Origin of the sequence: Streptomyces maremycinicus, from assembly GCF_001184025.1 — a bacterium.
GTDB lineage: Bacteria > Actinomycetota > Actinomycetes > Streptomycetales > Streptomycetaceae > Streptomyces > Streptomyces maremycinicus.
Window position 1 is genome coordinate 497581 of record NZ_BBYG01000009.1, and the last position, 21433, is coordinate 519013.

Below are 21433 nucleotides of genomic sequence, written 5' to 3' on the forward strand. Positions count from 1 at the left end.
CGTGTCAGGAAGACTGCTGCGTCTGGCCTGTACGGCCGCCACGGCGGCGCTCGCCGTACAGGCCGTGCTGGGCCCCGGGCTCGCCGTGGCGGCACCGGAGCCCCCGGAGCCCGGCGAACGGACGGTGACGGCATCGCAGAAGGCGGCCCCGGGACAACCACCGGCCGCCGGGGCGGGAACCGAAGCCGAAGAGGAGAGCGAGACCGAGGCGGAGACCGGGGCCGGGACGGAGACCGGCGCGGAGACCGGGGCCGGGACGGAGGGCCCGGACGGCGAAGAACGGACCGTGGCTGAACTGCTGACGGAGCTTCAGCGGCTGTACCAGGAGGCCGAGCGGGCGACCGAGGCCTTCAACGCCACCGAGGAGCAGCTGAAGCGGCAGCGGGCCGAGACCCGGCGGCTGGACGCCGGCCTGGTGAAGGCCCGGCTCTCCCTGCACCGCAGCCGGGGCGCGGCCGGACGGCTCGCCCGCCAGCAGTACCAGGGCAGCACCGACATCTCCCCGTACGTACGGCTGCTGCTCGCCCGCGATCCGCAGCACGCCCTCGACCAGGGGCATCTGATCGGTCAGTTGGCGCGCGAGCGGGCCGGCACGGTCGGACGGCTGGCGAGCGGCGAACGCCGGGCCGACGACCTGGCGCGCAAGGCGCGGGCCGCCCTCGACGCACAGCTCACCCTCACGGAACGCCGGAAGAAGGAGCGCGACGACGTGACCCGGCGTCTGGCCGACGTCGAGGAACTGCTCGCCTCGCTGACCGCCGAGCAGCTCACCGCCCTCGCCGAACTGGAGCGTGAGGGCGTCTCGCGGGCGCAGGACGAGCTGATGGCGTCCGGTGCGCTCGACGAGGACCGCAAGCCCTCGAAGGAGGGCGAGAAGGCCGTGCGGTACGCCGTACGGCAGATCGGCAAGCCGTACGAGTGGGGCGCTGAGGGCCCGAGGTCGTACGACTGCTCGGGCCTGACATCCGAGGCCTGGGGGCACGCCGGGAAGCCGATCCCGCGGACCAGCGAGGAGCAGTGGGCGCGGCTGCCGAGAATCCCGCTGACCCGGCTGCGCCCCGGCGACCTGGTGGTCTACTTCCCCGAGGCCACCCATGTGGCGATGTACCTGGGCGGCGGCAAGGTGGTCCAGGCGCCGAGGACCGGCGAGCAGGTCAAGATCACCGAGATCGCCGCCCAGCCGGTCCTCGGAGCCGTACGCCCGGACGCGCCACCCGCCGCGGCCGCGGCTCGTGCCCCCGCTCGGGCCGCCTCTCGTGCCCCCGCTCGGGCCGCCGCCCGGACCCCTGCCCCTGCCGCCGCCCGGGCCTCCGCTCAGACTCCGGAGAGGGAACCCAGGTAGGCAGCCGTCTTCTCCGGCTCGTAGAAGAAGTTCTCGAAGTCGGACGGGTCGTCGAAGGCGTTGGCGAAACGATCAGCCACGGGCGGCAGCTGGCCGGCCGCGCCCAGCAGGTTGATGATGTGCTCCGGCGGCGGGGCCAGCATCGCGTTGGTCCACTTGGTGACGTGCCGGGCGGTCTCCCAGTACCGGTCGAAGGTGGCGCGCATCCACGCCTCGTCGAACTCCTTCTCCCCCTGCTCGAGGATCGAGGAGAGGTACGCGGCCGCGCACTTGGACGCCGAGTTGGAGCCCTGCCCGGTGATCGGGTCGTTGGCGACGACGACGTCGGCGACGCCGAGCACCAGCCCACCGCCGGGAAGGCGGCCGACGGGGTTGCGGACGGTGGGCGCGTAACGGCCCGCCAGGGTGCCGCCGGCGTCGGTCAGTTCGACCTTGGTGGCCCGCGCGTACTCCCAGGGCGTGAACTTCTCCATGAGCTCCAGGGTCAGGGAGAGGTGCTCCGCGGGGTCCTTGACGCCGTTGAAGACGTCCAGCGGGCCGCCGGGTATGCCCTCCCAGAACAGGATGTCCGCGCGGCCGGAGGTGGTGAGCGTCGGCATGACGAACAGCTCGCCCACACCGGGCACGAGGTTGCAGCGGACCGCGTCCAGGTCCGGGTGCTCCGGGCGCGGGCCCAGCCCGTGCACGTAGGCGACGGCGAGGGCGCGCTGCGGCTCGCCGTAGGGGGAGCGCTCCGGGTCGCGGCCGAACATCTGGACGAGCTCGCCCTTGCCCGCCGAGACCAGGACCAGGTCGTAGGCACGGGAGAAGTAGTCGAGGTCGGAGACCGCCGCGCCGTGGATCACCAGCTGGCCGCCGCGCTGGGCGAACGTCTCCATCCAGCCCGCCATCTTCACCCGCTGGTCGACGGACTGCGCGTAGCCGTCGAGCCTGCCCAGCCAGTCGATCGCGCGCTGCGTCGGGCCCGGGTCGTGCGAACCGGGGGCCGCCACCGAGACGCCGAGCCCGCCGATCCTCGGGGCCTGCTGCTCCCAGAAGTTGAGCTGGAGGTCGCGCTCGTGCTGGAGGGCGGTGTGGAACATGCACTGCGTCGACATGACCCGGCCGGAGCGGATCTCGTCCGCCGTCCGGTTCGACATCAGGGTGACCTCGTACCCGTGCGACTGGAGGCCGAGGGCGAGCTGGAGACCGGACTGGCCGGCTCCGACGACGAGTATCTTCCGCATGCGGGGAACTCTCCTTGAAGGGCCTTACTCGGGGGTTTCGTCGAGCGCGTGGCCCACCAGGGCCAGGAGGGTCTCGATCACCGAGATCCGGCGCCGCGCATCCATGATCATGACAGGTATGTGCGCGGGGATCGTCAGCGCCTCCCGCACGTCGACCGGCTCGAACAGCTCGCTGTCGTCGAAGTGGTTGACGGCGACGACGTACGGCAGCCCGCAGCTCTCGAAGTAGTCCAGCGCGGGGAAGCAGTCCTTCAGTCGGCGGGTGTCGGCCAGCACGACCGCGCCGATCGCGCCGCGCACCAGGTCGTCCCACATGAACCAGAACCGCTGCTGGCCCGGCGTGCCGAACAGGTAGAGCACCAGGTCGTCGTCGAGGGTGAGCCGGCCGTAGTCCATCGCGACCGTGGTGGTGACCTTCTCCGGAGTGCCGGTGAGGTCGTCGGTGTCCTCACTGGCCTCGGTCATCAGCGCCTCCGTCTGGAGGGGCTCGATCTCCGAGACGGTGCCCACGAGGGTGGTCTTGCCGACGCCGAAACCGCCCGCCACCACGATCTTCGTGGCGATGGGGGCACGGGTGCGGTCCGTCTGCCAGGGGAGCAGGGGCTCGTCGGGCTCGGGCGCGACGAGGGGGGAGACGCCACGAGCGGCGTCAGAGACGACGGAGTCCACTCAGCACCCTTTCCAGCAGAGCGCGGTCGGGACGGCCCGTACCGTGAGCGGTACCGGTGCCGTACACACGGATCTTTCCCTGGTCCGCGAGGTCGCTGAGGAGCACCCGGACCACGCCGAGCGGCATCTTCAGCAGCGCGGCGATCTCGGCCACCGTGCGCATACGGCGGCAGAGTTCGACGATGGCCCGCAGTTCCGGCATGACCGTGGACTTGAGGGACCCGTTCGTCAGTTCCTTGCGTTCTTCGGGGGCCTCGAGGGCCGCCACGAAGGTCTCCACCAGCAGGACGTGCCCGAAGCGGGTACGGCCGCCGGTGAGCGAGTAGGGGCGCACCCGGGCCGGCTTGCGGTCGCCGCCCCGCACGGGGAGCTGCTGCCGGTCACCCCGGGACTGCTTCGGGACGGCGCTCATCGGACGCCCCCCGTCTCCTCGGACTCCAGTGACTGCCGTAGCTCGCTGCGCAGTTCCGGGGTCAGGACGTGTCCGGCGCGGCCCACGAAGAGAGCCATGTGGTAGGCCACCACGCTCATGTCGCAGTCGGCCGAGCCGTGCACCCCGAGGAGCGAACCGTCGCTGATCGACATGACGAAGAGGCTGCCCTCGTCCATGGCGACCATGGTGTGCCTGACCCCGCCGAACGCCATGAGCTTGGCGGCGCCGATGGTGAGGCTGCCGATGCCGGAGACGATGGTGGCGAGATCGGCGGAGGAGCCGCGCGGTCCGGAGGGTTTCGCCTCGCGGGCCTCGCGGGCCTCGAGGTTGCGGCCCGGGTCCGAGGACAGCAGGAGCAGGCCGTCCGAGGAGACGACGGCGACGGACTGGATGCCGGGTACTTCCTCCACGAGGTTGGTCAACAGCCAGTGCAGGTTACGGGCTTCACTGCTCAGTGCGAAGGTACTGGGCGCGGTCAACTGCTTGCCTCCTCGACTGTGCCCCCCGTGCTTTCTTCGGCGTGTGCGCGTGCTTCTTGAGTTGTTTCCCGTGCCGCTCCGGGGGACGGGGCCTGGTTCTGGCCCGTCCGTTCGGCGATCTCGGCTTCCACGTCGCGGTAGCCGGCCTCCGCCCCCCGGCGGAAACCGCCCAGCCGGCGGCGGAGGGCGTCCGCGTCGACGGAACCGGTCCGCTGGCGCGGGGCCTGGGCGGGTGCGGTGATCTTGGGAGTGCGCTTGGGGAGGCCCTTGTCCGTGACGAGCTCTTCCGGGGCGTCCGGGGTGCGGGTGTGTTCCGTCTCGGCCTCGCCCGTGACGGGTTCGCCGTCAGCGCTTTCGCCGTCGGCGTGTTCACCGGCGGGGTGTTCACCGGCGGGCGCGGTTGGGGTCGGTGGTGTGTCCCCGCCGGCGGCCGCCGGGTCGGGGCCGAGGGCGGCGGCGGCGCTCGGCTCCTGCGCCGCGCCGGTCCGCTTCCCCGCCGCGTCGGCCGGTTCCGCGTCCGGAGTGTCTCCCGCGTCCTCGCCCGGCGGGTTCGGCAGCAGCAGCTCCATCGTCGTCTCGGCCGGGGTCTCGGCCGGGGCGTGCGCCGGAGCCGGCGTGGGCGTCTCGGCCGGGGTCTCCGACTGCCGGACCGCCCGCTCCGCCATCGCGACCAGCGGGTCCGCGGACTGCTTGCGGCCCGGCAGGACATTGGAGTTGGCTTCCGCGGTCGCGCCCGGCAGCGAGAAGGACGTGGGGGTGGCCGCGGGGTTCGTCAGCGGGACCGCGGCGGCCGGGGCCGCGGCGAGGAGCGCGGTCGGCAGGACGACGACCGCCGCCACCCCGCCCTGCTTCTGCTCGCGCAGCCGCACCCGCGCCCCGTGCCGGTGGGCGAGCCGGGCGACCACGTACAGGCCGAGGCCGAGACCCTCGTCGCCCTCCTGGTCGTACGGCGTCGCGGGGTCGAACTCGGCGAGGCGGGCGTTGAGGCGGCCCATCCGGTCCTCGGCCATGCCGATGCCCTCGTCCTGGACGGAGAGCATGACCTCGCCGTTCTCCAGGAGCCAGCCGGACACCTCGACGGGGAGGTCGGGCGGCGAGAACGAGGTGGCGTTCTCCAGGAGTTCGGCGAGCAGGTGGGAGAGGTCGTCCGCGGCGAATCCGGCCACGTGCGCGTGCGGCGGGAGCGCGGAGATGCGGACCCGCTCGTACCGCTCGATCTCGCTGACCGCCGCGCGCACCACGTCCACCAGCGGGATCGGACCCGCGTGCTGCTGGACGTGTTCCGTGCCGGCCAGCACCAGCAGGTTCTCGCTGTGGCGGCGCATGACCGTGGCGAAGTGGTCGAGCTTGAAGAGCGTGGCCAGCCGGTCGGGGTCCTGCTCGCGCTCCTCCAGCCCCTCGATGACGGCCAGTTGCCGTTCGACGAGGCCGAGGGTGCGCAGCGCCAGGTTGACGAAGGTACCGCCGATGCTGTCCCGCAGGCCGTCCAGCTGGGCGGCGGATTCGGCGAGTTCGGTGCGCAGTTCCTCGCGGGCGTCGGCCATCCGCTGGCGCTGCCCGACGAGGTGCTTGCGGTCGGACTCCAGGGTGCCGACGCGCTCGTGGAGCGCCACGGCGTGCTCGTGCAGGGCGTTGACGGAGCGGACGACCTGGGCGAACTCGTCGTTGCGGCCGGTGAACCGGACCGGTTCCTCCGCCGCGGGGTTCTCGGCCTCCGCCAGTCGCGCGGACCCCCGGCGCAGGACGGACAGCGGGCGGGTCAGGCTGCGCGCCAGGCCGGTGGCGATGACGACCGCCAGCAGTATCAGGGCCCCGAGGAGGGTGACGCGCAGTTCCAGTTCGGTGACGTCGTCGTCCCGGAGCAGGGCGAGGTCCTCGGCGCGGTGGCCGTACAGGGAGGACTCGACGCCGCGCATCAGGTCGACCCGGGCGGAGAGCGCGGCGTCGAGCTTCTTGACGCTGGTGTCGAGTTCACCGTCGCTCAGCTTCGGCTGGTCGGTGAGGGAGGCGAGGTAGGCCTCGGCGGTGTCGACGTCGCCACCGGTGACCGTGGAGTCGTACGAGGCCACGGCCTCCGGCGGCGCGCCCTCCCGGAAGTCCGCGAGGGCCGCGTCGGAGCGCAGCCGGGCCTGCTGCGCGGCGGCGGTGAGCGCGTCGCGCTGTTTGGTGTCGGCGGCCGAGGAGACCTTCTCGGTGACCGACCGGCCGGTGACCGGGTCGTACTCGGTCTCGGTGCTCGTCGGCACGTTCAGGGCCGCGAGCAGCAGTCCCCGGGTCGCGGAGGCCTGCTGGACGACGGTGTCGAGCTCGGCGAGGGCGTACGCGCCGGAGCCCGCGCGGGGCGGCATCTCCTCCGCCAGCCGGTCGACGAGGACATGGAGCGCGGCGATGGCCCCGGAGTACGCCTCGTGCGCCTCCAGGGCGGTGCTCTTGCCGGTGAGGGCCGACTGACGCACGGACGGCACGGCGTCGAGGACCTCGCGCAGCGCCGCGGAGACCTCCGTCTCGGCGGTCAGCTCGCGCGACTGCCGGTCCACCCGGGCGCTGCCCTGGGCGGAGGGCGCCTTGGACTTCACCCGGCCGGCCGCCACATACGTGGTGACCTCGTCCCGCTCGTCCGCCAGGGACTGGGCGAGGGCGAGGGCGTCCTGGGTCTGTTCGGCCAGGGTGACCAGGTCCTGGGAGTCCTTCAGCTGCCCGGAGGCGGCGAGGATCGAGGGGGCGCCCGCCCCGGCCACGGCGGCGGCGACGACGGCCACCGCGACGATCAGCCGGTTGCGCACATGGGTCGGACGGCCCTTGCCGACAGGGGTGCGCTCCGCGCCCCCCTCGGAGGCCGTCTGCCTGCCTGTACGCCGAGGCCGCGTCTTCTGCACCGGTGCTCGCATTCCTGACTCGTGTGCCATGGGCCGGATTTGACGCCCCGTCAACTGGTGCGTACGTCCGGTACGGTTTCCGACCCTCCCAGTGCCGGTGGGCAGGGGCCTCGCATCGCTTGCCCCGCCACCCGAAGGAGTGAACATCGGAGGGGAGTTGGCGGGCAAGTTCCTCTGGCGTGCGCAGCGCCCTTGCGCGGCCTGCCGGTTGGACGTGGGCGGCGGGCTTTGACAGTATTCGCCGCCACGTCTTCCCGGACTGCTTCATTCCCGCCCAAAACAGGCGCCTGACCTGCGACGGCAGGTAAGTTCGGGGAGTGATGCCAGCCTTTTGCGAAGGTCGTGAAGGGGTCGTGCAGACTGGCGCGATGCGTACGGAACTTGTGTCGGAGGCCGGCGACCGGGCCCGTCCCAACGAGGACTTCGCGAGTGTCGCACTTCCCGCTTCCGGGCAGGGCGGTTCGCTCGTCCTGCTGGACGGGGTGACACCGCCGCCGGGCGGCGCCGGCTGTCTGCATTCGGTCCCCTGGTTCACCGCGCGACTCGGCGGCGCCCTGACCGAACTGACCGTTTCGCTCATGGATGTTCCCCTGGGCGAGGCGCTGGGCCTCGCGATCGCGCGCACCGCCGCGGCCCATGCGGAGACCTGTGACCTTTCTCACCCGCGCACCCCTCAGGCCACCGTGGTCCTCGCGCGTTGGTCGCCGCTGACGGTCGAGTACCTGGTCCTGTGCGACGCGACACTCCTGCTGACGGCCCCGGACGGCACGGTCACCCCCGTCCGTGACGACCGGCTGGCCCGCCTGCCACGCGCCCTGCTGCGCAGCGCGGAGGTCGTCGACGGCACGCTCCGGAACAAGGAGGGCGGCTTCTTCACGGCCGCGGCGGACCCGGGGGTGGCCGCCCGGGCGGTCACCGGGAGCGTGCCGCGCGCGGAGGTCCGCTCGCTGGCCGCTCTGTCGGACGGGGCCACCCGCTGGACGGAGCTCTTCGGGAAGGGCGACTGGACGGACCTGCTCGCCCTCGTCCACGCGGAGGGCGCGGGGACGCTGGTGGAGCGGGTCCGGGCGCTGGAGCGGGCGGACGACGCCGCCGGACGGGCGCTGCTGGGGCGGGCGAAGACCCACGACGACGCGACGGTGGTGTGCGTGGAGCTGTGACGGCACCTCACCGCCAAGCCGGGACGGCGTCACCGAAGCCCGCATGGAGTCGTGACGGCGTCACCGGGATCCGCGCGAAGCGGGGACGGCGTCACCGGGATCCGCGCGAAGCGGGGACGGCGTCACCGGGATCCGCGCGAACCGTGGTGCCATCGCCGGGGCCCGCGCGAACCGTGGTGCCATCGCCGGGGCCCGCGCGAACCGTGGCGGCATCGCCGTACCCGCGTCGGCCGTGACGGCATCGCCGGAAACCCTCGTGGGCCGGGACGGCGTCACCGGACCTCGGAATCCTCCGGGATGCCCGAATCCCTCGGGACCCCCCGGGACCGCTGCGGTTACTTCTCCATTCCCCGGTTCAGCTGGTGGAGCAGTCGGGCCAGCTCGGCGACCTCTTGGCGGTCCCAGTGGGAGAAGTGGGTGACGTACCGCTCGCGGCGGGCCTCGCGGACCCGGCTCACCCGGGTACGGCCCTCCTCGGTGAGGTCGACGAGCCAGGCGCGCCCGTCCGCCGGGTCCGGCTCGCGGGCGACCAGGCCGAGTTGTTCCAGGGCGCGCAGCTGGCGGGACATGGTGGCCTTGCCGACGCCGATGTAGCCGGCGAGTTCCGTGGCGCGCTGGCGGCCGCACTCCTCCAGCCGGACGAGGAGCCCGTAGGCGGCGGACTCCAGGTCGGGGTGGACCTCCCGGGCCATCTCCCCCTGGTTGGCGCGGGCGCGGCGCAGCAGCACCGTGAGTTCCCGTTCCAGGGACAGGAACTCCCGGTCGCCCTGTTCCACACCACGCGACGATGTGCCGGACCCGCTGTCGCGTCCGTCGCCGTTTGCGTCCTCGTGCACGTCAGCACCCCTGATCTCGCCCGTCGCCGCCATCGGCGCGGCACTCAAGTATTTCGCAGGCACGGAGCGTCGGCGCTCCGCGGGACCCCGGCACGGGTGCGCGGTGGAACCGGGAAGGCCCGGGCCTCCCTCACGGGACCCGGGCCTTCCCCTTCCGGTCGCGTCCGTCACGCCGCGACCGGAACCTCCGGCGCCGCGCCGTTCGTGGCGGGCGCGAGCGCCAGTTCCAGGACCTGGCGGACGTCGGTGACGGCGTGGACGTCGAGCTTGTCCAGCACCTCCGCCGGGACGTCGTCCAGGTCGGGCTCGTTGCGCTTGGGGATCACGACGGTCGTGACACCCGCCCGGTGCGCGGCGAGCAGCTTCTGCTTCACCCCGCCGATCGGCAGGACCCGGCCGGTCAGCGAGACCTCGCCGGTCATCGCCACGTCCGTGCGGACGAGCCGGCCGGACAGCAGGGACGCGAGGGCGGTCGTCATGGTGACGCCGGCGCTCGGGCCGTCCTTCGGGACCGCGCCCGCCGGGAAGTGGATGTGCACGCCCCGGTCCTTCAGGTCGCCCACCGGCAGTTCCAGTTCGGCGCCGTGGCTGCGCAGGAAGCTGAGCGCGATCTGCGCCGACTCCTTCATCACGTCACCGAGCTGACCGGTCAGGGTCAGGCCCGCCGCGCCGGTCTCCGGGTCGGCCAGCGACGCCTCGACGAAGAGGACGTCACCCCCGGCGCCGGTGACCGCGAGACCGGTGGCGACACCGGGCACCGCGGTCCGGCGCTCGGCCGGGTCCTGGGCGGACTCGGGTACGTGGTGCGGCCGGCCGATCAGCGCGCGCAGGTCCTCGTCCCGGATGGTGAACGGCAGCTTCCGCTCGCCCAGCTCGTGCTGGGCCGCGACCTTGCGCAGCAGCCGCGCGATGGACCGCTCCAGGGTGCGCACGCCCGCCTCGCGGGTGTACTCGCCGGCGAGCTTGCGCAGCGCGCTCTCGTCGAGGGCCACCTCGTCCTTGTCCAGGCCCGCCCGCTCCAGCTGGCGCGGGAGCAGGTGGTCGCGGGCGATGACGACCTTCTCGTCCTCGGTGTAGCCGTCGAGGCGGACCAGCTCCATACGGTCGAGCAGGGCCTCCGGGATGGCTTCGAGCACGTTGGCCGTGGCGAGGAAGACCACGTCCGACAGGTCGAGCTCGACCTCCAGGTAGTGGTCGCGGAACGTGTGGTTCTGCGCCGGGTCCAGGACCTCCAGCAGGGCGGCCGCCGGGTCGCCCCGGAAGTCGGATCCCACCTTGTCGATCTCGTCGAGGAGCACCACCGGGTTCAGCGACCCGGCCTCCTTGATCGCCCGCACGATCCGGCCGGGCAGCGCGCCGACGTACGTACGGCGGTGACCGCGGATCTCGGCCTCGTCCCGGACGCCGCCGAGGGCGACGCGGACGAACTTGCGGCCCATGGCGTGGGCGACGGACTCGCCGAGGCTGGTCTTGCCGACCCCGGGCGGGCCGACGAGCGCCAGCACGGCGCCGCCGCGCCGACCACCCACGACGCCCAGGCCGCGCTCACCGCGGCGCTTGCGCACCGCGAGGTACTCGGTGATGCGCTCCTTCACGTCGTCCAGGCCGGCGTGCTCGGCGTCGAGGACGGCGCGGGCGCCCTGGATGTCGTACCGGTCCTCGGTCCGCTCGTTCCACGGCAGTTCGAGGACGGTGTCCAGCCAGGTGCGGATCCAGGAGCCCTCGGGCGACTGGTCGCTGGACCGCTCCAGCTTGTCGACCTCCTTGAGGGCGGCCTCACGGACCTTCTCGGGGAGGTCGGCGGCCTCGACGCGGGCGCGGTAGTCGTCGGACTCCTCGCCCTCCTGTTCGCCGTTGAGCTCGCGCAGCTCCTTGCGCACGGCCTCGAGCTGGCGCCGCAGCAGGAACTCGCGCTGCTGCTTGTCGACGCCCTCCTGGACGTCCTTGGCGATGGTCTCGGCCACGTCCTGCTCGGCGAGGTGGTCGCGCAGCTGCTGGGTGGCGAGCTTGAGGCGGACCACCGGGTCGGCGGTCTCCAGGAGCTCCACCTTCTGTTCGGTGGTCAGGAACGGCGAGTAGCCGGAGTTGTCGGCGAGCGCGGAGACGTCGTCGATGGCCTGGACGCGGTCGACGACCTGCCAGGCGCCGCGCTTGCGCAGCCAGGCGGTGGCGAGCGCCTTGTACTCCTTGACGAGTTCGGCGACATGACCGGGCAGCGGCTCGGGGACGGCCTGGTCGACCCTGGTCCCCTCGACCCACAGGGCCGCACCGGGCCCGGTGGTGCCGGCGCCGATCCGCACCCGGGCGCGGCCGCGGATCAGCGCGCCCGGGTCGCCGTCGGCCAGCCGGCCGACCTGCTCGACGGTGCCGAGCACACCGGTGCTCGCGTAGGTCCCGTCGAGCCGCGGCACCAGGAGTACCTGGGGCTTGCCCGGTGTTGAACGGGCGGCGGCCTGGGCGGCCTCCACCGCGGCGCGCACGTCGGTGTCGTTCAGGTCCAGCGGAACCACCATGCCGGGGAGCACGACCTCGTCGTCGAGAGGCAGCACGGGCAGGGTGAGCGGAGCGGACGTCGATGCCATGATCTCCCCTTAGGCAGTCAAGTTGAGCTATGCCGACTCAATGCACCTGAGCCTCGGAATGTTCCCCACGATCGGGCCCGTTCGCTGTGGGCGATCAAGGCTGTTCCGGCGGACCCCGCCGGACATACGGTCGGACGTAAGAGATGAACAAGATGAACACCACTTACATTTCTTCCGTTTCCCAGGGGGTTCCCGTGGATCGTTCCGTCCGCGCGTGGGTGGAGGGGTGGGTCCTGTCGCGGGGCGCGGCTCCGCCCGTGGCCGAGCCCTGGGGCTGGACGGTCGACGTGGGAGCGGGGCCGCATCACGTCACCCGGCATGTGCTCGGCGCGACGAACGACGCGGTGACGGAGCCGGTCGTGCGGCAGGTGGCGGGCGCGGTGACCGGGGCCGGGGTCTGGCTGAAGGTGTTCGCCGACCCGGCGGTGGTCGGGCCCTGGCTGGGACCCGGATGGTGGATCGACCCCGAGCCCGGCTTCCTGATGACGGCTCCGCTCCCGGACGCCCCGCCCGGCCCCGCCCCCGACGGCTACCGGACCCGCACCTGGTCGCGCGGCGGCGTGACCCGCACCATGATCGCCGCCCCCGACGGCTCGCTGGCGGCGCGGGGCCAGATCGCCCCGACCGGCGCGACGGCGGTCGTCGACCAGATCGAGACCTCCCCGGACCACCGCCGCCGCGGACTCGGCGCCCTCGTCATGCGGACCCTGCACCGGGCGGCGGCCGAGCGGGGGGCCAGGACCGGCGTCCTGGGGGCGACACCGCAGGGGCGGGCACTGTACGAGTCCCTGGGCTGGCGCGTCGAGTCCTCGCTGACCAGCGCCAAGTTCACGGGCGGGACACAGGGGTGACGTCCGGCGGCCGGGAGGGCGCACCGCCCGGCACCGCACGACGGGTCACGCCCCTCGCGCCCCCTCCCCGTACCCCGCCCACTTCCGGCATTCACCCCGAAGTCGCCCGCGGCCGCGACCACAATGCGCGTATGACCGATGACTGGAAGCGACGTCTGGACGCCCTCCACGCCGACCTGGTCCGCCGTGACGACCCCGTCGCCTGGGTGACGGAGGCGGACGCCGTCGAGGCCTCGCGGCGCTACCCGCACATCGCGCTGCGCGGACCCGTCTTCGGTGTCGCCGCCCGGGACCGGACCCGGGCCGAGCCGGGCTGGCGGCTGCTGAAACCGGTGGTGGACGGCATGCCCCAGCAGGCCCGGGACGGGCTCAACTCGCATCTGTGGTTCAAGGCGAAGGACGGCACCGACGACCCGGCCGCCCGGCGCGAGCTGCTCGCGGCCGTGGCCGTGCTGGAGCGGGCCCCGGCCGACGAGGTGGAGGCGCTGGGCGTGCGCTACCGGGTGGTGCGCGGCGACGAGTTCGCCCGGACCGGCGACGACGGTCTGGAGCCGCCCCGGCCCACCGACCTCGAGCCGGTGTGCCCGTCGTGGGAGGACCCGGGCGCCGCCCCCTCGCCCGACGTGGGGTACGTCCTGGACCCCGACCGGGACGAGGGCCCGATGGCGGGCGCCCTCCGGCTGGGCCTGCGCGACTTCACGTACACGGGCGCCCGCTTCCCCGCCGACGTGCGCGCGGACTCCGAGTGGGCGGCCCGGACGCACCCGGACGTGGTGCGGCTGCCCGTCGGCTTCTCGGTGGCCGAACGCGACGGGTCCGGCTGGACGCCCTGCGGGTCCCTGGCGGCGACCCCGCACGAGACGCGCCGCTCGCTGTACGAGGGGATGGCCCGCGTCTGGGCGATGCTCTACCGCTTCGACGAGCGCAAGAAGGCCCTGTACGCGCGGGCGGCGGAGGCGTTCCGGGCGGCCGGCCGGGCCGACGAGGCGAGCGTGGAGGACCGCCTGTTCCGGATCTGCCGCGTCGAGCGGATGGTCCGGCTGGGCCCCGACGGCCCCGAGTCGCCCCGCCCGTCGGACCTCGACGAGTACGGCCCCATGAAACTCCACCCGACCCTGCTCACGGACGGCACGGTCCAGTACGACGACTAGGCGGTCCTCCTTAGGACCGCCTTTCGCCCCCTCCGAGCCCGGGCCGTCGGCCCTCCTGCCTCCCCCTCTCCCGACCGTCGACCCGCTGCCTCCACCTCCCCCCTCCCCCGGACGGCTCGGCCCACGTCCGGCGCCCGCGTCCGGGCGCTCTGCCCCGTGCGGCGAACGCCCACGGCGGACCCGGGGGGAGCACGGCACCGTCGCACGCCCTCCGGATGCGTCGAGCGCCGACAAGGCGGTCGCCGCGGACGCAGCCCCGTGGGCCACATCCGTCGATCTGGTGAGCGTGACGCCACCAGCGGCCGCTCCCGGAGACACAGCGGCCTTGACCGACGACCACGACCGAGGCCGCATGACCACCTGCACCGAGTGCCCGCCGTCCGACCAGGACGACGGAGACACCGAACCGCTCCACGACAACCATCTGGTCCGCGCGATCGCCGAAGGCAGCGAGCAGGCGCTCTCCGCGCTGATCACCGGCCGCTCCGCGCTCGTGTTCGCCCATCTCCTGCACCGCTTCCCCGCCCACATCGTGGAGGACGCCGTCCAGGAGACGTTCCTCTCCGTCTGGACGGGAGCGGCCCGGTTCCGCGACGGGAACGCCCTTGCCTGGCTGCTGCGGATCGCCGAGTGCCGCGCCGTCGACCTGTGCCGCTCCCAGGAACGCGCCCTGGCCCGCATCCATCGGGCTGCCCGAGAGCAGCACGTCCGCGCCACGGCCGTCGCGCCGTCCGCCGAGGACTCCTTCCTGACCGCCTCCCCCGGTTCATCGGCCCTGGCCCATGCCTTCGCGGAGCTGACGGCAGAGCAGCGCGAGGTGCTCCTGCTGCGCTACTTCGACGACCTCACCGTCCGCCAGACAGCACGCCGACTGGGCCTGCCCAAGGGCACCGTCACCTCCCGCGCGTCCCGGGGTCTCGCCCGGCTGCACGAACTGCTGCGGGACCGCCGGAGCGGGCGGGACACGGAAGAGGGAGGCGGGCGATGACGAGCCTCACGGCGCTGCTGCACGGTCTCGCCGTCCGCGAGCGCGGTCACCGACAGGTGCTGCGGGCCCGGGTGCTCCAGGGGGCATGGCCGGCCGGGGCGGCGGTGCTCGGCTGCTCGCTCGCCTTCGCCGGTACCCAGAACGACTTCGCCTGGCGGACCGACTGGTTCGTCCTCTCCCAGCGTGTCCACGCGAGCCTCGCCGTCGCCCTGCCGGTCGCCGTGCTCTTCGCCTGCTGGCAGGGCGGTATGGAGGCCAGGTCCGCGACGGCCTGGGCCGACGAAAGCTCCCCGCGCGGCCCCCTGGCGCGCGCCCTGCTCTCCGTCGCGCCCTCCGTGCTGTGGCCGACGGGCGTGTACGGCGCGGCGCTGGCGACCATGTTCGCCGTGGCATGGCCGACCGCGGAGGGCGGGCGGCCGCCCCTGCCGATGGCGGCCTACGTCCTCGGTGTGCTGACCGGCGCGGTCTGCGCGGCACACGCCCTGGGCGCTCTGCTGCCCCTGCGTGTCGTACCGCTCGTCGTCGCGCCGACGACCCTGTGGAGCTTCGGCTCCACGGATGTCCTCGGCTACCGGCCGCCGGTCCACCGGCCGTACTCCGACCGGAACGCATGGTACGAACCCGTGGACGTTTGGCTGCCCTGGCTGGCCACGGCCCTGCTGCTGACCGTCGGCGTCACCGTCCTCGTCCTGCACATGCGGCGCAGGCTCGCCCCCCAGTTGCTGCTCATCGTGATCCTGGCGCTCTCCGTCCTGGAACTCCTGCCCCGCGGCCAGGTGGCGGCCGGCACAGGTCCGATCGCCATACGGTGCTCGTACGGCGTCACGGTCGTCTGCGTGACGGACGACCGCGCGTCGCACCGGGACGACGTGGCCGAGGTCGCCGCTCACTTCACGGACCTGCTGGCCGGGGTGCTGGGCTCACCGGTCCGGTACGTCGCGACCGCCGGATCGACGTGGTCCCATGCCCCCGGCATCTGGTGCTGCACCGCGTCGGACACGGTGGTCCCGGTCGAGCCGACGGCCTCCCGGGCCGAGCGCTTCCGGGCTGCCGCCCGGCAATTCACCGGCTACCCGTCCGACCGGCGGCGCGGCGACAGGCTGCTCGTCGCGGCCGTCACCGACTGGCTCCTCCCCCCGCCCTACCGCCTCTCGGACGACAACCTCGCCGTCCGAGACCTGGTCGAGCACCTCGCGGCGCTGCCGCCCGCCGACCGCACATGCTGGCTGCGCCACTTCTTCGCCGCCGTGGGCACCGACGCACCCTTCCTCCCTCTTCCGAAGGCGACCACGCGATGACCGAACACCACATCCCCCCGGCGCCCGCCACCCTCCGCGCCGCGGGCGCGCACCTGCCCGCCGGCTGGGTCTGCGCCTACGCCCTCGGCCGTCTCGCCGAGGATCGCCGCGACGACGCCGAGGACCATTTGCTGCGCTGCGCCCACTGCGCCGACGCGGTCGACGACGCCGTACGCCGCGGCCCCTACGGCGCGCGGCTGGACGACCTGCACCGGTCCCTCATGGATCGCGTCAGCGGTGTCCCGCACCCGCGTCCCGCGCCGGCCCCGAGCAGCTCCGCCAGGCGCCCGGTGCCCCCACCCTGGCTGTCGGCCACGCAGGGGCTGCGGCTGTCCTGGCTCGCGGCCGTGGCCTGCGTGTGCGGTCTCGGCGTGCTGTTCGGCCGACTGAGCGAGTCGCCCGCGCCCCGGCTGACCCTGCTGCTGCTGGCCCCGGTGCTGCCCGTGCTCTGCGTCGCCGGCAGCTACGGCGGCCGGGCCGACCCGTTCGCGGAGGTCACCCGGACGACCCCGGCGGGCGGCCTGCGCATCCTGCTGCTGCGCACCGCCCAGATCCTGGTGGTGTGCGTACCGCTGCTGACCGGCGCCGCGGCCCTGATGCCACGTGACGGCCTGCCGTCGTACACCTCGGCGAGCTGGCTGCTGCCCTGTCTCACCGTGACGCTGGCGACCCTGCTGCTCAGCTCCTACCTGGGCAGTTGGGCGGCGGCCCTGACGACCGGCGTCGGCTGGCTCACGCTCATGTACGTGCTGGCGGAACCGCTGCTCGGACAGCCCGCGGCCGCCGGCTCCGACGACCGTGTGGTGCACGTGCTCGAAGGGATTCAGCTGAAGCTGCTCGACGTCGTCGGGACGACGGTGTTCGCCCTGGTCTCCGCCGTCCTGGCCGAACTCCTCGTGCTGCGCCGCCACGACTTCAGCCGTCTGGGGGCGAGGTGATCCGCACCGAACGGCTCTGCGTACGGCGCCGGGGCGCCCTCGTGCTGGACAGCGTGGATCTGCGCCTCGGGCCGGGCGTGCACGCCCTGCTCGGCCCGAACGGCTCCGGGAAGTCCACCCTGCTGCGGGTCCTGGCGACGGCGGCCGGCCCCACCGAGGGCGCTGTCACCCTCCTGGGCCGCGACCCCCGGGTGCCCGCCCAGCGGCTGGAGATCCGGCGCCGCCTGGGCTACCTGCCCCAGGAGTTCGGACTGTTCCCGCGCTACACCGTGCGCGACTTCCTGGTCTACGCCGCCTGGCTGCGGGACATGCCCGGCGGGCGGATCGACCGGGCGGTCGAGGCCTCCGCGGCACGGGTCGGCCTGACGGAACGGCTCGGGCACCGGACGAAGACGCTCTCCGGCGGGATGAAACAGCGGGTGGGCATCGCCCAGGCCGTCGTCAACTCGCCGGAGCTGCTGTTGCTGGACGAACCGACGGTGGGCCTGGATCCCGGGCAACGAGCCCGCTTCCACACCCTGGTGCGGGAGCTGGGCCGCACCTCGTGCGTCCTGCTGTCGACCCACCTCATGGCGGAGGACGTGTACGACGTGTGCGAGGACGCCACCGTCCTGGTCGGCGGCCGGGTGGCGTTCCACGGCACGCTCGCCGCCCTGGACTCGGCCGGCGGCTACGACGCGCTCGTGCCACCGGAGTGAGCACGCCGCCGGCCCCGCAGCCAGGGCCAGGTGCCGACGCCCGTCGCCAGCGCGATCAGGTGTCCCCAGTTCGTCAGCGGGTCGGTGAAGGCGATCAGGTCCTGGAGCAGCATCGCGCCGAAGGCGGCGAGCAGCAGCCGGCCCGGCCAGGGGCGGAGCAGGCCCGCCAGGGCGCCGACACCGGCGGCGACGCCGAAGCTGACGCCGTAGTCGAGGCGGTGCAGCGAGCTGTCGGGCAGGTCGCCCGCGAGCACGGCCAGGCCCACCGGCACCTCGGTGGCCAGCGTCGCCAGGACATGCCCGAGCAGGAAGACGACGGCCGTACGGACGCCGCCCACGCGCCGCTCCAGCGTGCCGAGGACTGCCAGGAAGCCGAGCGTGAAGGGCGAGGCGAAGCCGCCCGCCACCCAGAGCGCGCTGGCCACCAGCACCAGCACGGGGGTCCGCACCAGATGGGCGACGTCGGTGCTGGAGCCCTGGTGCAGGGCGTGCACGAGGCCGGGGCCGGCGTGCGCGGTGACGGCGGAGGTGACGGCCAGGACGGCCCCGTACGAGAGCGTGAACGGCACCGGGACCCGGCACCGGCCCCGGGCCCCACGACGGGAAGCCACCTCGACGGCCGGCTCGACCGGCGCTTCGAGCGGCGCCTCGACGGCGGACGACTCGACGCCGGGCGGCTCCGCCCCGGGCGGCTCGACCCCGGACAGCTCGACGGCGGACGGCTCGGCCCCGGACCGCTCGGCCCCGGACCGCTCGGCCGTGGGCGGTACGTGCTGGGGCGGGATGCCGTCCAGCAGGCCGTGGGGCTCGGGCGGGGGCGGGCTCGTGGGGGTGGCCGTGCGTTCCACCGTGGGGCGCTCCTTCCGTGCCATCCCACCCTTCGCGTCGCGCCGGTCCGCTGTCTGTGACCGGCGTCACGCCCGAGGCGATGCACAGCAAGCTCCGAGGGTTCACCCGGCCGGTTCCCATCCGCCCCGAAGGGGCCACGCACCCTTTCCGAACGGATGTACGTCGATCTCATCCGCCGTCCACGGAAATTCCTCAACGAACCGTCAGGGAAGTGCCAGGATGGTTCGATGCCCATCCCGTACGACATCCCCGACGCGCCCGAGGTGCTGGACCGTCGCGAGGGCCCCTACGGTGAGGTCGTCCTGCGCCGGCACGGGGAGTTGCTCCAGATCATCGCCAACGGCTGCTTCCTGATGGACACCTCGGACGGCCGCTCGGAGCGGCTCCTGGTCGACGCCGCGCTGGCAGCGCTGGACGGCCGCCCCTCCCCCGCCCTGCTGATCGGCGGCCTCGGCGTCGGCTTCTCCCTCGCGCACGCCGCCGCCGATCCCCGCTGGAGCGGCGTCACGGTCGTGGAGCGCGAGCGCGCCGTCATCGACTGGCACCTCGACGGCCCGCTGGCCGCCCTCTCCGGGGACGCCCTCGCCGACCCCCGGTCGAAGATCGTCGAAGCGGATCTGCTCGACTACGTCAATGAGACATGCGACACGTTCGACGCGGTGTGTCTCGACATCGACAACGGGCCCGACTGGACCGTCACCGAGGGCAACGACAGCCTCTATTCCACGGCCGGACTCGCAAGCTGCGCAAGGGTGTTGAGACCCGGTGGCGTACTGGCCGTATGGTCGGCCCGCCCCTCTCCTGAATTCGAGGGAACCATGAGGAATGCCGGGTTCCAACAGGTGCGTACCGAAGAGATCCCGGTTGCCCGAGGCGTGCCGGACGTCGTGCACCTCGCCGTCCGACCTGGATAGCAAAGCCGTGGTGACTCCCCGTACGCTGCACCCCTGACGCCGATCATTTACGCGTCAACCGCAGTCATGCGCAGACAAGGGATCACCCCACTGGTTCCGGAAAGCACACTCAGGGGCGGGCGATGGAGCAGACACACACCGCACACAACAGCACGGCGACGGCGACGCCGGGCGCGCAGCGGCGCGTCCTGGTGGTCGAGGACGACCCGACGATCGTCGACGCCATCGCGGCCCGCCTGCGCGCCGAGGGATTCCTCGTGCAAACGGCGGGCGACGGCCCGGCGGCCGTCGACACGGCAGAGGCCTGGCAGCCCGACCTGCTGATCCTGGACATCATGCTGCCCGGCTTCGACGGACTGGAGGTCTGCCGTCGCGTGCAGGCCTCCCGCCCGGTGCCGGTGATGATGCTCACCGCGCGCGACGACGAGACCGACATGCTGGTCGGGCTCGGCGTGGGCGCCGACGACTACATGACCAAGCCGTTCTCGATGCGGGAGCTGGCGGCCCGCGTGCACGTGCTGCTGCGCCGGGTGGAGCGGGCCGCGATCGCGGCGACGACCCCGCGCAGCGGGATCCTGCGGCTCGGCGAGCTGGAGATCGACCACGCGCAGCGCCGGGTGCGGGTGCGCTCGGAGGACGTGCACCTCACGCCCACCGAGTTCGACCTGCTGGTCTGCCTGGCGAACACCCCGCGCGCGGTGCTCTCCCGTGAGCAGCTCCTCGCGGAGGTCTGGGACTGGGCGGACGCCTCCGGCACCCGGACCGTCGACAGCCACATCAAGGCGCTGCGGCGGAAGATCGGTGCCGAGCGGATCCGCACGGTGCACGGTGTGGGCTACGCGCTGGAGACCCCGACGCCATGAGCCCCGGGCCGGACGGACCGAGAAGCCCCGGGGAACCCTGGGGCCGAGTACGCCCGTTCTCGATCAAGACCAAACTGGGTGCGCTGGTCGTCATCTCGGTGCTGATCACCACCGGTCTGTCGATGATCGCGGTGCACACCAAGACGGAGCTCCGCTTCATCACGGTCTTCTCGATGATCGCCACCCTCCTGATCACGCAGTTCGTGGCGCATTCGCTCACCGCGCCGCTGGACGAGATGAACACGGTGGCCCGGTCCATCTCGCACGGCGACTACACCCGCCGGGTGAGCGAGAACCGCCGCGACGAGCTGGGCGACCTGGCCCAGACGATCAACGTCATGGCGGACGAGCTGGAGGCGCAGGACCGGCAGCGCAAGGAGCTGGTGGCCAACGTCTCGCACGAGCTGCGCACGCCCATCGCGGGCCTGCGCGCCGTCCTGGAGAACGTCGTCGACGGCATCGCCGAGGCGGACACCGAGACGATGCGCACCGCGCTGAAGCAGACCGAGCGGCTCGGGCGGCTGGTGGAGACGCTGCTCGACCTGTCCCGCCTCGACAACGGCGTCGTCCCGCTGCGCCGGCGGCGCTTCGAGGTGTGGCCGTACCTGTCCGGGGTGCTGAAGGAGGCCAACATGGTCGCCTCGGCGCGCGCCACGATGGGCTCGGGCGGCAACCACACGCGCACCGACGTCCATCTGCACCTGGACGTGTCCCCGCCGGAGCTGACCGCGCACGCGGACCCCGAGCGGATCCACCAGGTCGTCGCGAACCTGATCGACAACGCGGTCAAGCACAGCCCGCCGCACGGACGGGTGACGGTGAAGGCGCGCCGCGGGCCGCTGCCGGAGTCGCTGGAGATCGAGGTCCTGGACGAGGGGCCCGGTATTCCGCGCTCGGAGTGGCGCCGCGTGTTCGAGCGGTTCAACCGGGGAGCCGTCAGCCGGCCGCACGGCCCGGGCAGCGACGGCGGTACGGGGCTGGGGCTGGCGATCGCCCGCTGGGCGGTCGATCTTCACGGAGGCCGGATCGGAGTGGCCGAATCCGAGCGGGGCTGCCGGATTCTTGTCACTCTTCCGGGAGAGTCTTCCGTCTCAAGTTGACGTAAAGTTCGCACCGGAGCCACAAGATCCACGGACGTCCGCGCTGGCGGACACGTGTGATCAGGCAGCGGACCGTCCCAGGTCGGCACGGGTCCGCACGCTCAGCGTGCGGGACGTGCATCCCCACACCCTTTTTGACGTGCAACCGCGCTTGTTTCCCGCCATTTACAGCCGCGAAAC

The 21433-nt window shown here is 73.1% G+C and carries 19 protein-coding genes; 11 read left to right on the forward strand and 8 right to left on the reverse strand.

All coding sequences use genetic code 11. The annotated features are described in order from the left end of the window. Window position 1: 1 nt before the first annotated feature. A complete protein-coding gene (locus AOQ37_RS06735) occupies window positions 2–1342 on the forward strand; it encodes a C40 family peptidase (protein WP_374701484.1) in 1341 nt (446 codons plus the stop codon). Here the strand turns inward: AOQ37_RS06735 and AOQ37_RS06740 are convergent. From AOQ37_RS06740 to AOQ37_RS06760, 5 genes are read right to left on the reverse strand one after another with little or no spacing between them, the layout of a single operon-like run. Then, window positions 1315–2568 (reverse strand): styrene monooxygenase/indole monooxygenase family protein, encoded by a 1254-nt coding sequence (locus AOQ37_RS06740; RefSeq protein WP_062642169.1) that lies wholly within the window; start codon window positions 2566–2568, stop codon window positions 1315–1317. The genes AOQ37_RS06735 and AOQ37_RS06740 overlap by 28 nt on opposite strands. 24 nt (window positions 2569–2592) lie before the next feature. Continuing rightward, on the reverse strand, window positions 2593–3237 hold the full coding sequence (locus AOQ37_RS06745; protein ID WP_062642171.1) for a GTP-binding protein: 645 nt from the start codon (window positions 3235–3237) through the stop codon (window positions 2593–2595). Beyond that, the gene (locus AOQ37_RS06750; RefSeq protein WP_062642173.1) at window positions 3218–3649 is read right to left on the reverse strand and encodes a DUF742 domain-containing protein; all 432 of its coding nucleotides are present in this window, start codon (window positions 3647–3649) and stop codon (window positions 3218–3220) included. The genes AOQ37_RS06745 and AOQ37_RS06750 overlap by 20 nt, the downstream gene beginning before the upstream one ends. Beyond that, entirely contained in the window at window positions 3646–4149 is a 504-nt protein-coding gene (locus tag AOQ37_RS06755) for a roadblock/LC7 domain-containing protein (protein WP_062642175.1), read from the reverse strand. The genes AOQ37_RS06750 and AOQ37_RS06755 overlap by 4 nt, the downstream gene beginning before the upstream one ends. Next, window positions 4146–7025 (reverse strand): sensor histidine kinase, encoded by a 2880-nt coding sequence (locus tag AOQ37_RS06760; protein WP_078890032.1) that lies wholly within the window; start codon window positions 7023–7025, stop codon window positions 4146–4148. The genes AOQ37_RS06755 and AOQ37_RS06760 overlap by 4 nt, the downstream gene beginning before the upstream one ends. 368 nt (window positions 7026–7393) lie before the next feature. On the opposite strand from AOQ37_RS06760, the gene AOQ37_RS06765 reads away from it, so the two are divergent. After that, window positions 7394–8185, forward strand: coding sequence for a hypothetical protein (locus tag AOQ37_RS06765; RefSeq protein WP_062642178.1), 792 nt, complete (start codon window positions 7394–7396; stop codon window positions 8183–8185). Between the two features lie 335 nt (window positions 8186–8520). On the opposite strand, the gene AOQ37_RS06770 is transcribed toward AOQ37_RS06765, so the two are convergent. Together AOQ37_RS06770 and lon are read right to left on the reverse strand one after the other, a co-directional pair. Beyond that, window positions 8521–9021, reverse strand: coding sequence for a MarR family winged helix-turn-helix transcriptional regulator (locus tag AOQ37_RS06770; RefSeq protein ID WP_062642507.1), 501 nt, complete (start codon window positions 9019–9021; stop codon window positions 8521–8523). A 167-nt stretch (window positions 9022–9188) separates the two neighbouring features. After that, window positions 9189–11603, reverse strand: a complete 2415-nt coding sequence (lon, locus tag AOQ37_RS06775; protein WP_062642180.1) for an endopeptidase La — start codon at window positions 11601–11603, stop codon at window positions 9189–9191. Window positions 11604–11797: 194 nt separating this feature from the next. Here lon and AOQ37_RS06780 point away from each other — a divergent pair, with 194 nt between their 5' ends. The 6 genes from AOQ37_RS06780 to AOQ37_RS06805 all read left to right on the forward strand — a co-directional run bounded on the left by AOQ37_RS06780 (window position 11798) and on the right by AOQ37_RS06805 (window position 17527). Beyond that, on the forward strand, window positions 11798–12454 hold the full coding sequence (locus AOQ37_RS06780) for a GNAT family N-acetyltransferase (protein WP_062642182.1): 657 nt from the start codon (window positions 11798–11800) through the stop codon (window positions 12452–12454). Window positions 12455–12585: 131 nt separating this feature from the next. Then, the gene (locus tag AOQ37_RS06785) at window positions 12586–13605 is read left to right on the forward strand and encodes a DUF5954 family protein (protein WP_062642184.1); all 1020 of its coding nucleotides are present in this window, start codon (window positions 12586–12588) and stop codon (window positions 13603–13605) included. A gap of 352 nt (window positions 13606–13957) precedes the next feature. Further along, complete coding sequence (locus tag AOQ37_RS06790; RefSeq protein ID WP_159401310.1) at window positions 13958–14593, forward strand: RNA polymerase sigma factor; 636 nt, start codon at window positions 13958–13960, stop codon at window positions 14591–14593. After that, window positions 14590–15891, forward strand: a complete 1302-nt coding sequence (locus AOQ37_RS06795) for a hypothetical protein (RefSeq protein ID WP_062642188.1) — start codon at window positions 14590–14592, stop codon at window positions 15889–15891. The genes AOQ37_RS06790 and AOQ37_RS06795 overlap by 4 nt, the downstream gene beginning before the upstream one ends. Then, the gene (locus tag AOQ37_RS06800; protein WP_062642189.1) at window positions 15888–16829 is read left to right on the forward strand and encodes a hypothetical protein; all 942 of its coding nucleotides are present in this window, start codon (window positions 15888–15890) and stop codon (window positions 16827–16829) included. Before AOQ37_RS06795 ends, AOQ37_RS06800 begins: the two co-directional genes overlap by 4 nt. After that, window positions 16826–17527 (forward strand): ATP-binding cassette domain-containing protein, encoded by a 702-nt coding sequence (locus tag AOQ37_RS06805; RefSeq protein ID WP_063781125.1) that lies wholly within the window; start codon window positions 16826–16828, stop codon window positions 17525–17527. The genes AOQ37_RS06800 and AOQ37_RS06805 overlap by 4 nt, the downstream gene beginning before the upstream one ends. Here the strand turns inward: AOQ37_RS06805 and AOQ37_RS06810 are convergent. Further along, window positions 17500–18375 (reverse strand): rhomboid-like protein, encoded by an 876-nt coding sequence (locus tag AOQ37_RS06810; RefSeq protein ID WP_234436825.1) that lies wholly within the window; start codon window positions 18373–18375, stop codon window positions 17500–17502. The genes AOQ37_RS06805 and AOQ37_RS06810 overlap by 28 nt on opposite strands. 228 nt (window positions 18376–18603) lie before the next feature. Here AOQ37_RS06810 and AOQ37_RS06815 point away from each other — a divergent pair, with 228 nt between their 5' ends. The 3 genes from AOQ37_RS06815 to AOQ37_RS06825 all read left to right on the forward strand — a co-directional run bounded on the left by AOQ37_RS06815 (window position 18604) and on the right by AOQ37_RS06825 (window position 21253). Beyond that, window positions 18604–19290, forward strand: coding sequence for a spermine/spermidine synthase domain-containing protein (locus tag AOQ37_RS06815; protein ID WP_062642193.1), 687 nt, complete (start codon window positions 18604–18606; stop codon window positions 19288–19290). Between the two features lie 122 nt (window positions 19291–19412). After that, the gene (locus tag AOQ37_RS06820; RefSeq protein WP_020130720.1) at window positions 19413–20153 is read left to right on the forward strand and encodes a response regulator transcription factor; all 741 of its coding nucleotides are present in this window, start codon (window positions 19413–19415) and stop codon (window positions 20151–20153) included. Beyond that, a complete protein-coding gene (locus AOQ37_RS06825; protein ID WP_062642195.1) occupies window positions 20150–21253 on the forward strand; it encodes a sensor histidine kinase in 1104 nt (367 codons plus the stop codon). Before AOQ37_RS06820 ends, AOQ37_RS06825 begins: the two co-directional genes overlap by 4 nt. Window positions 21254–21433: the final 180 nt, after the last annotated feature.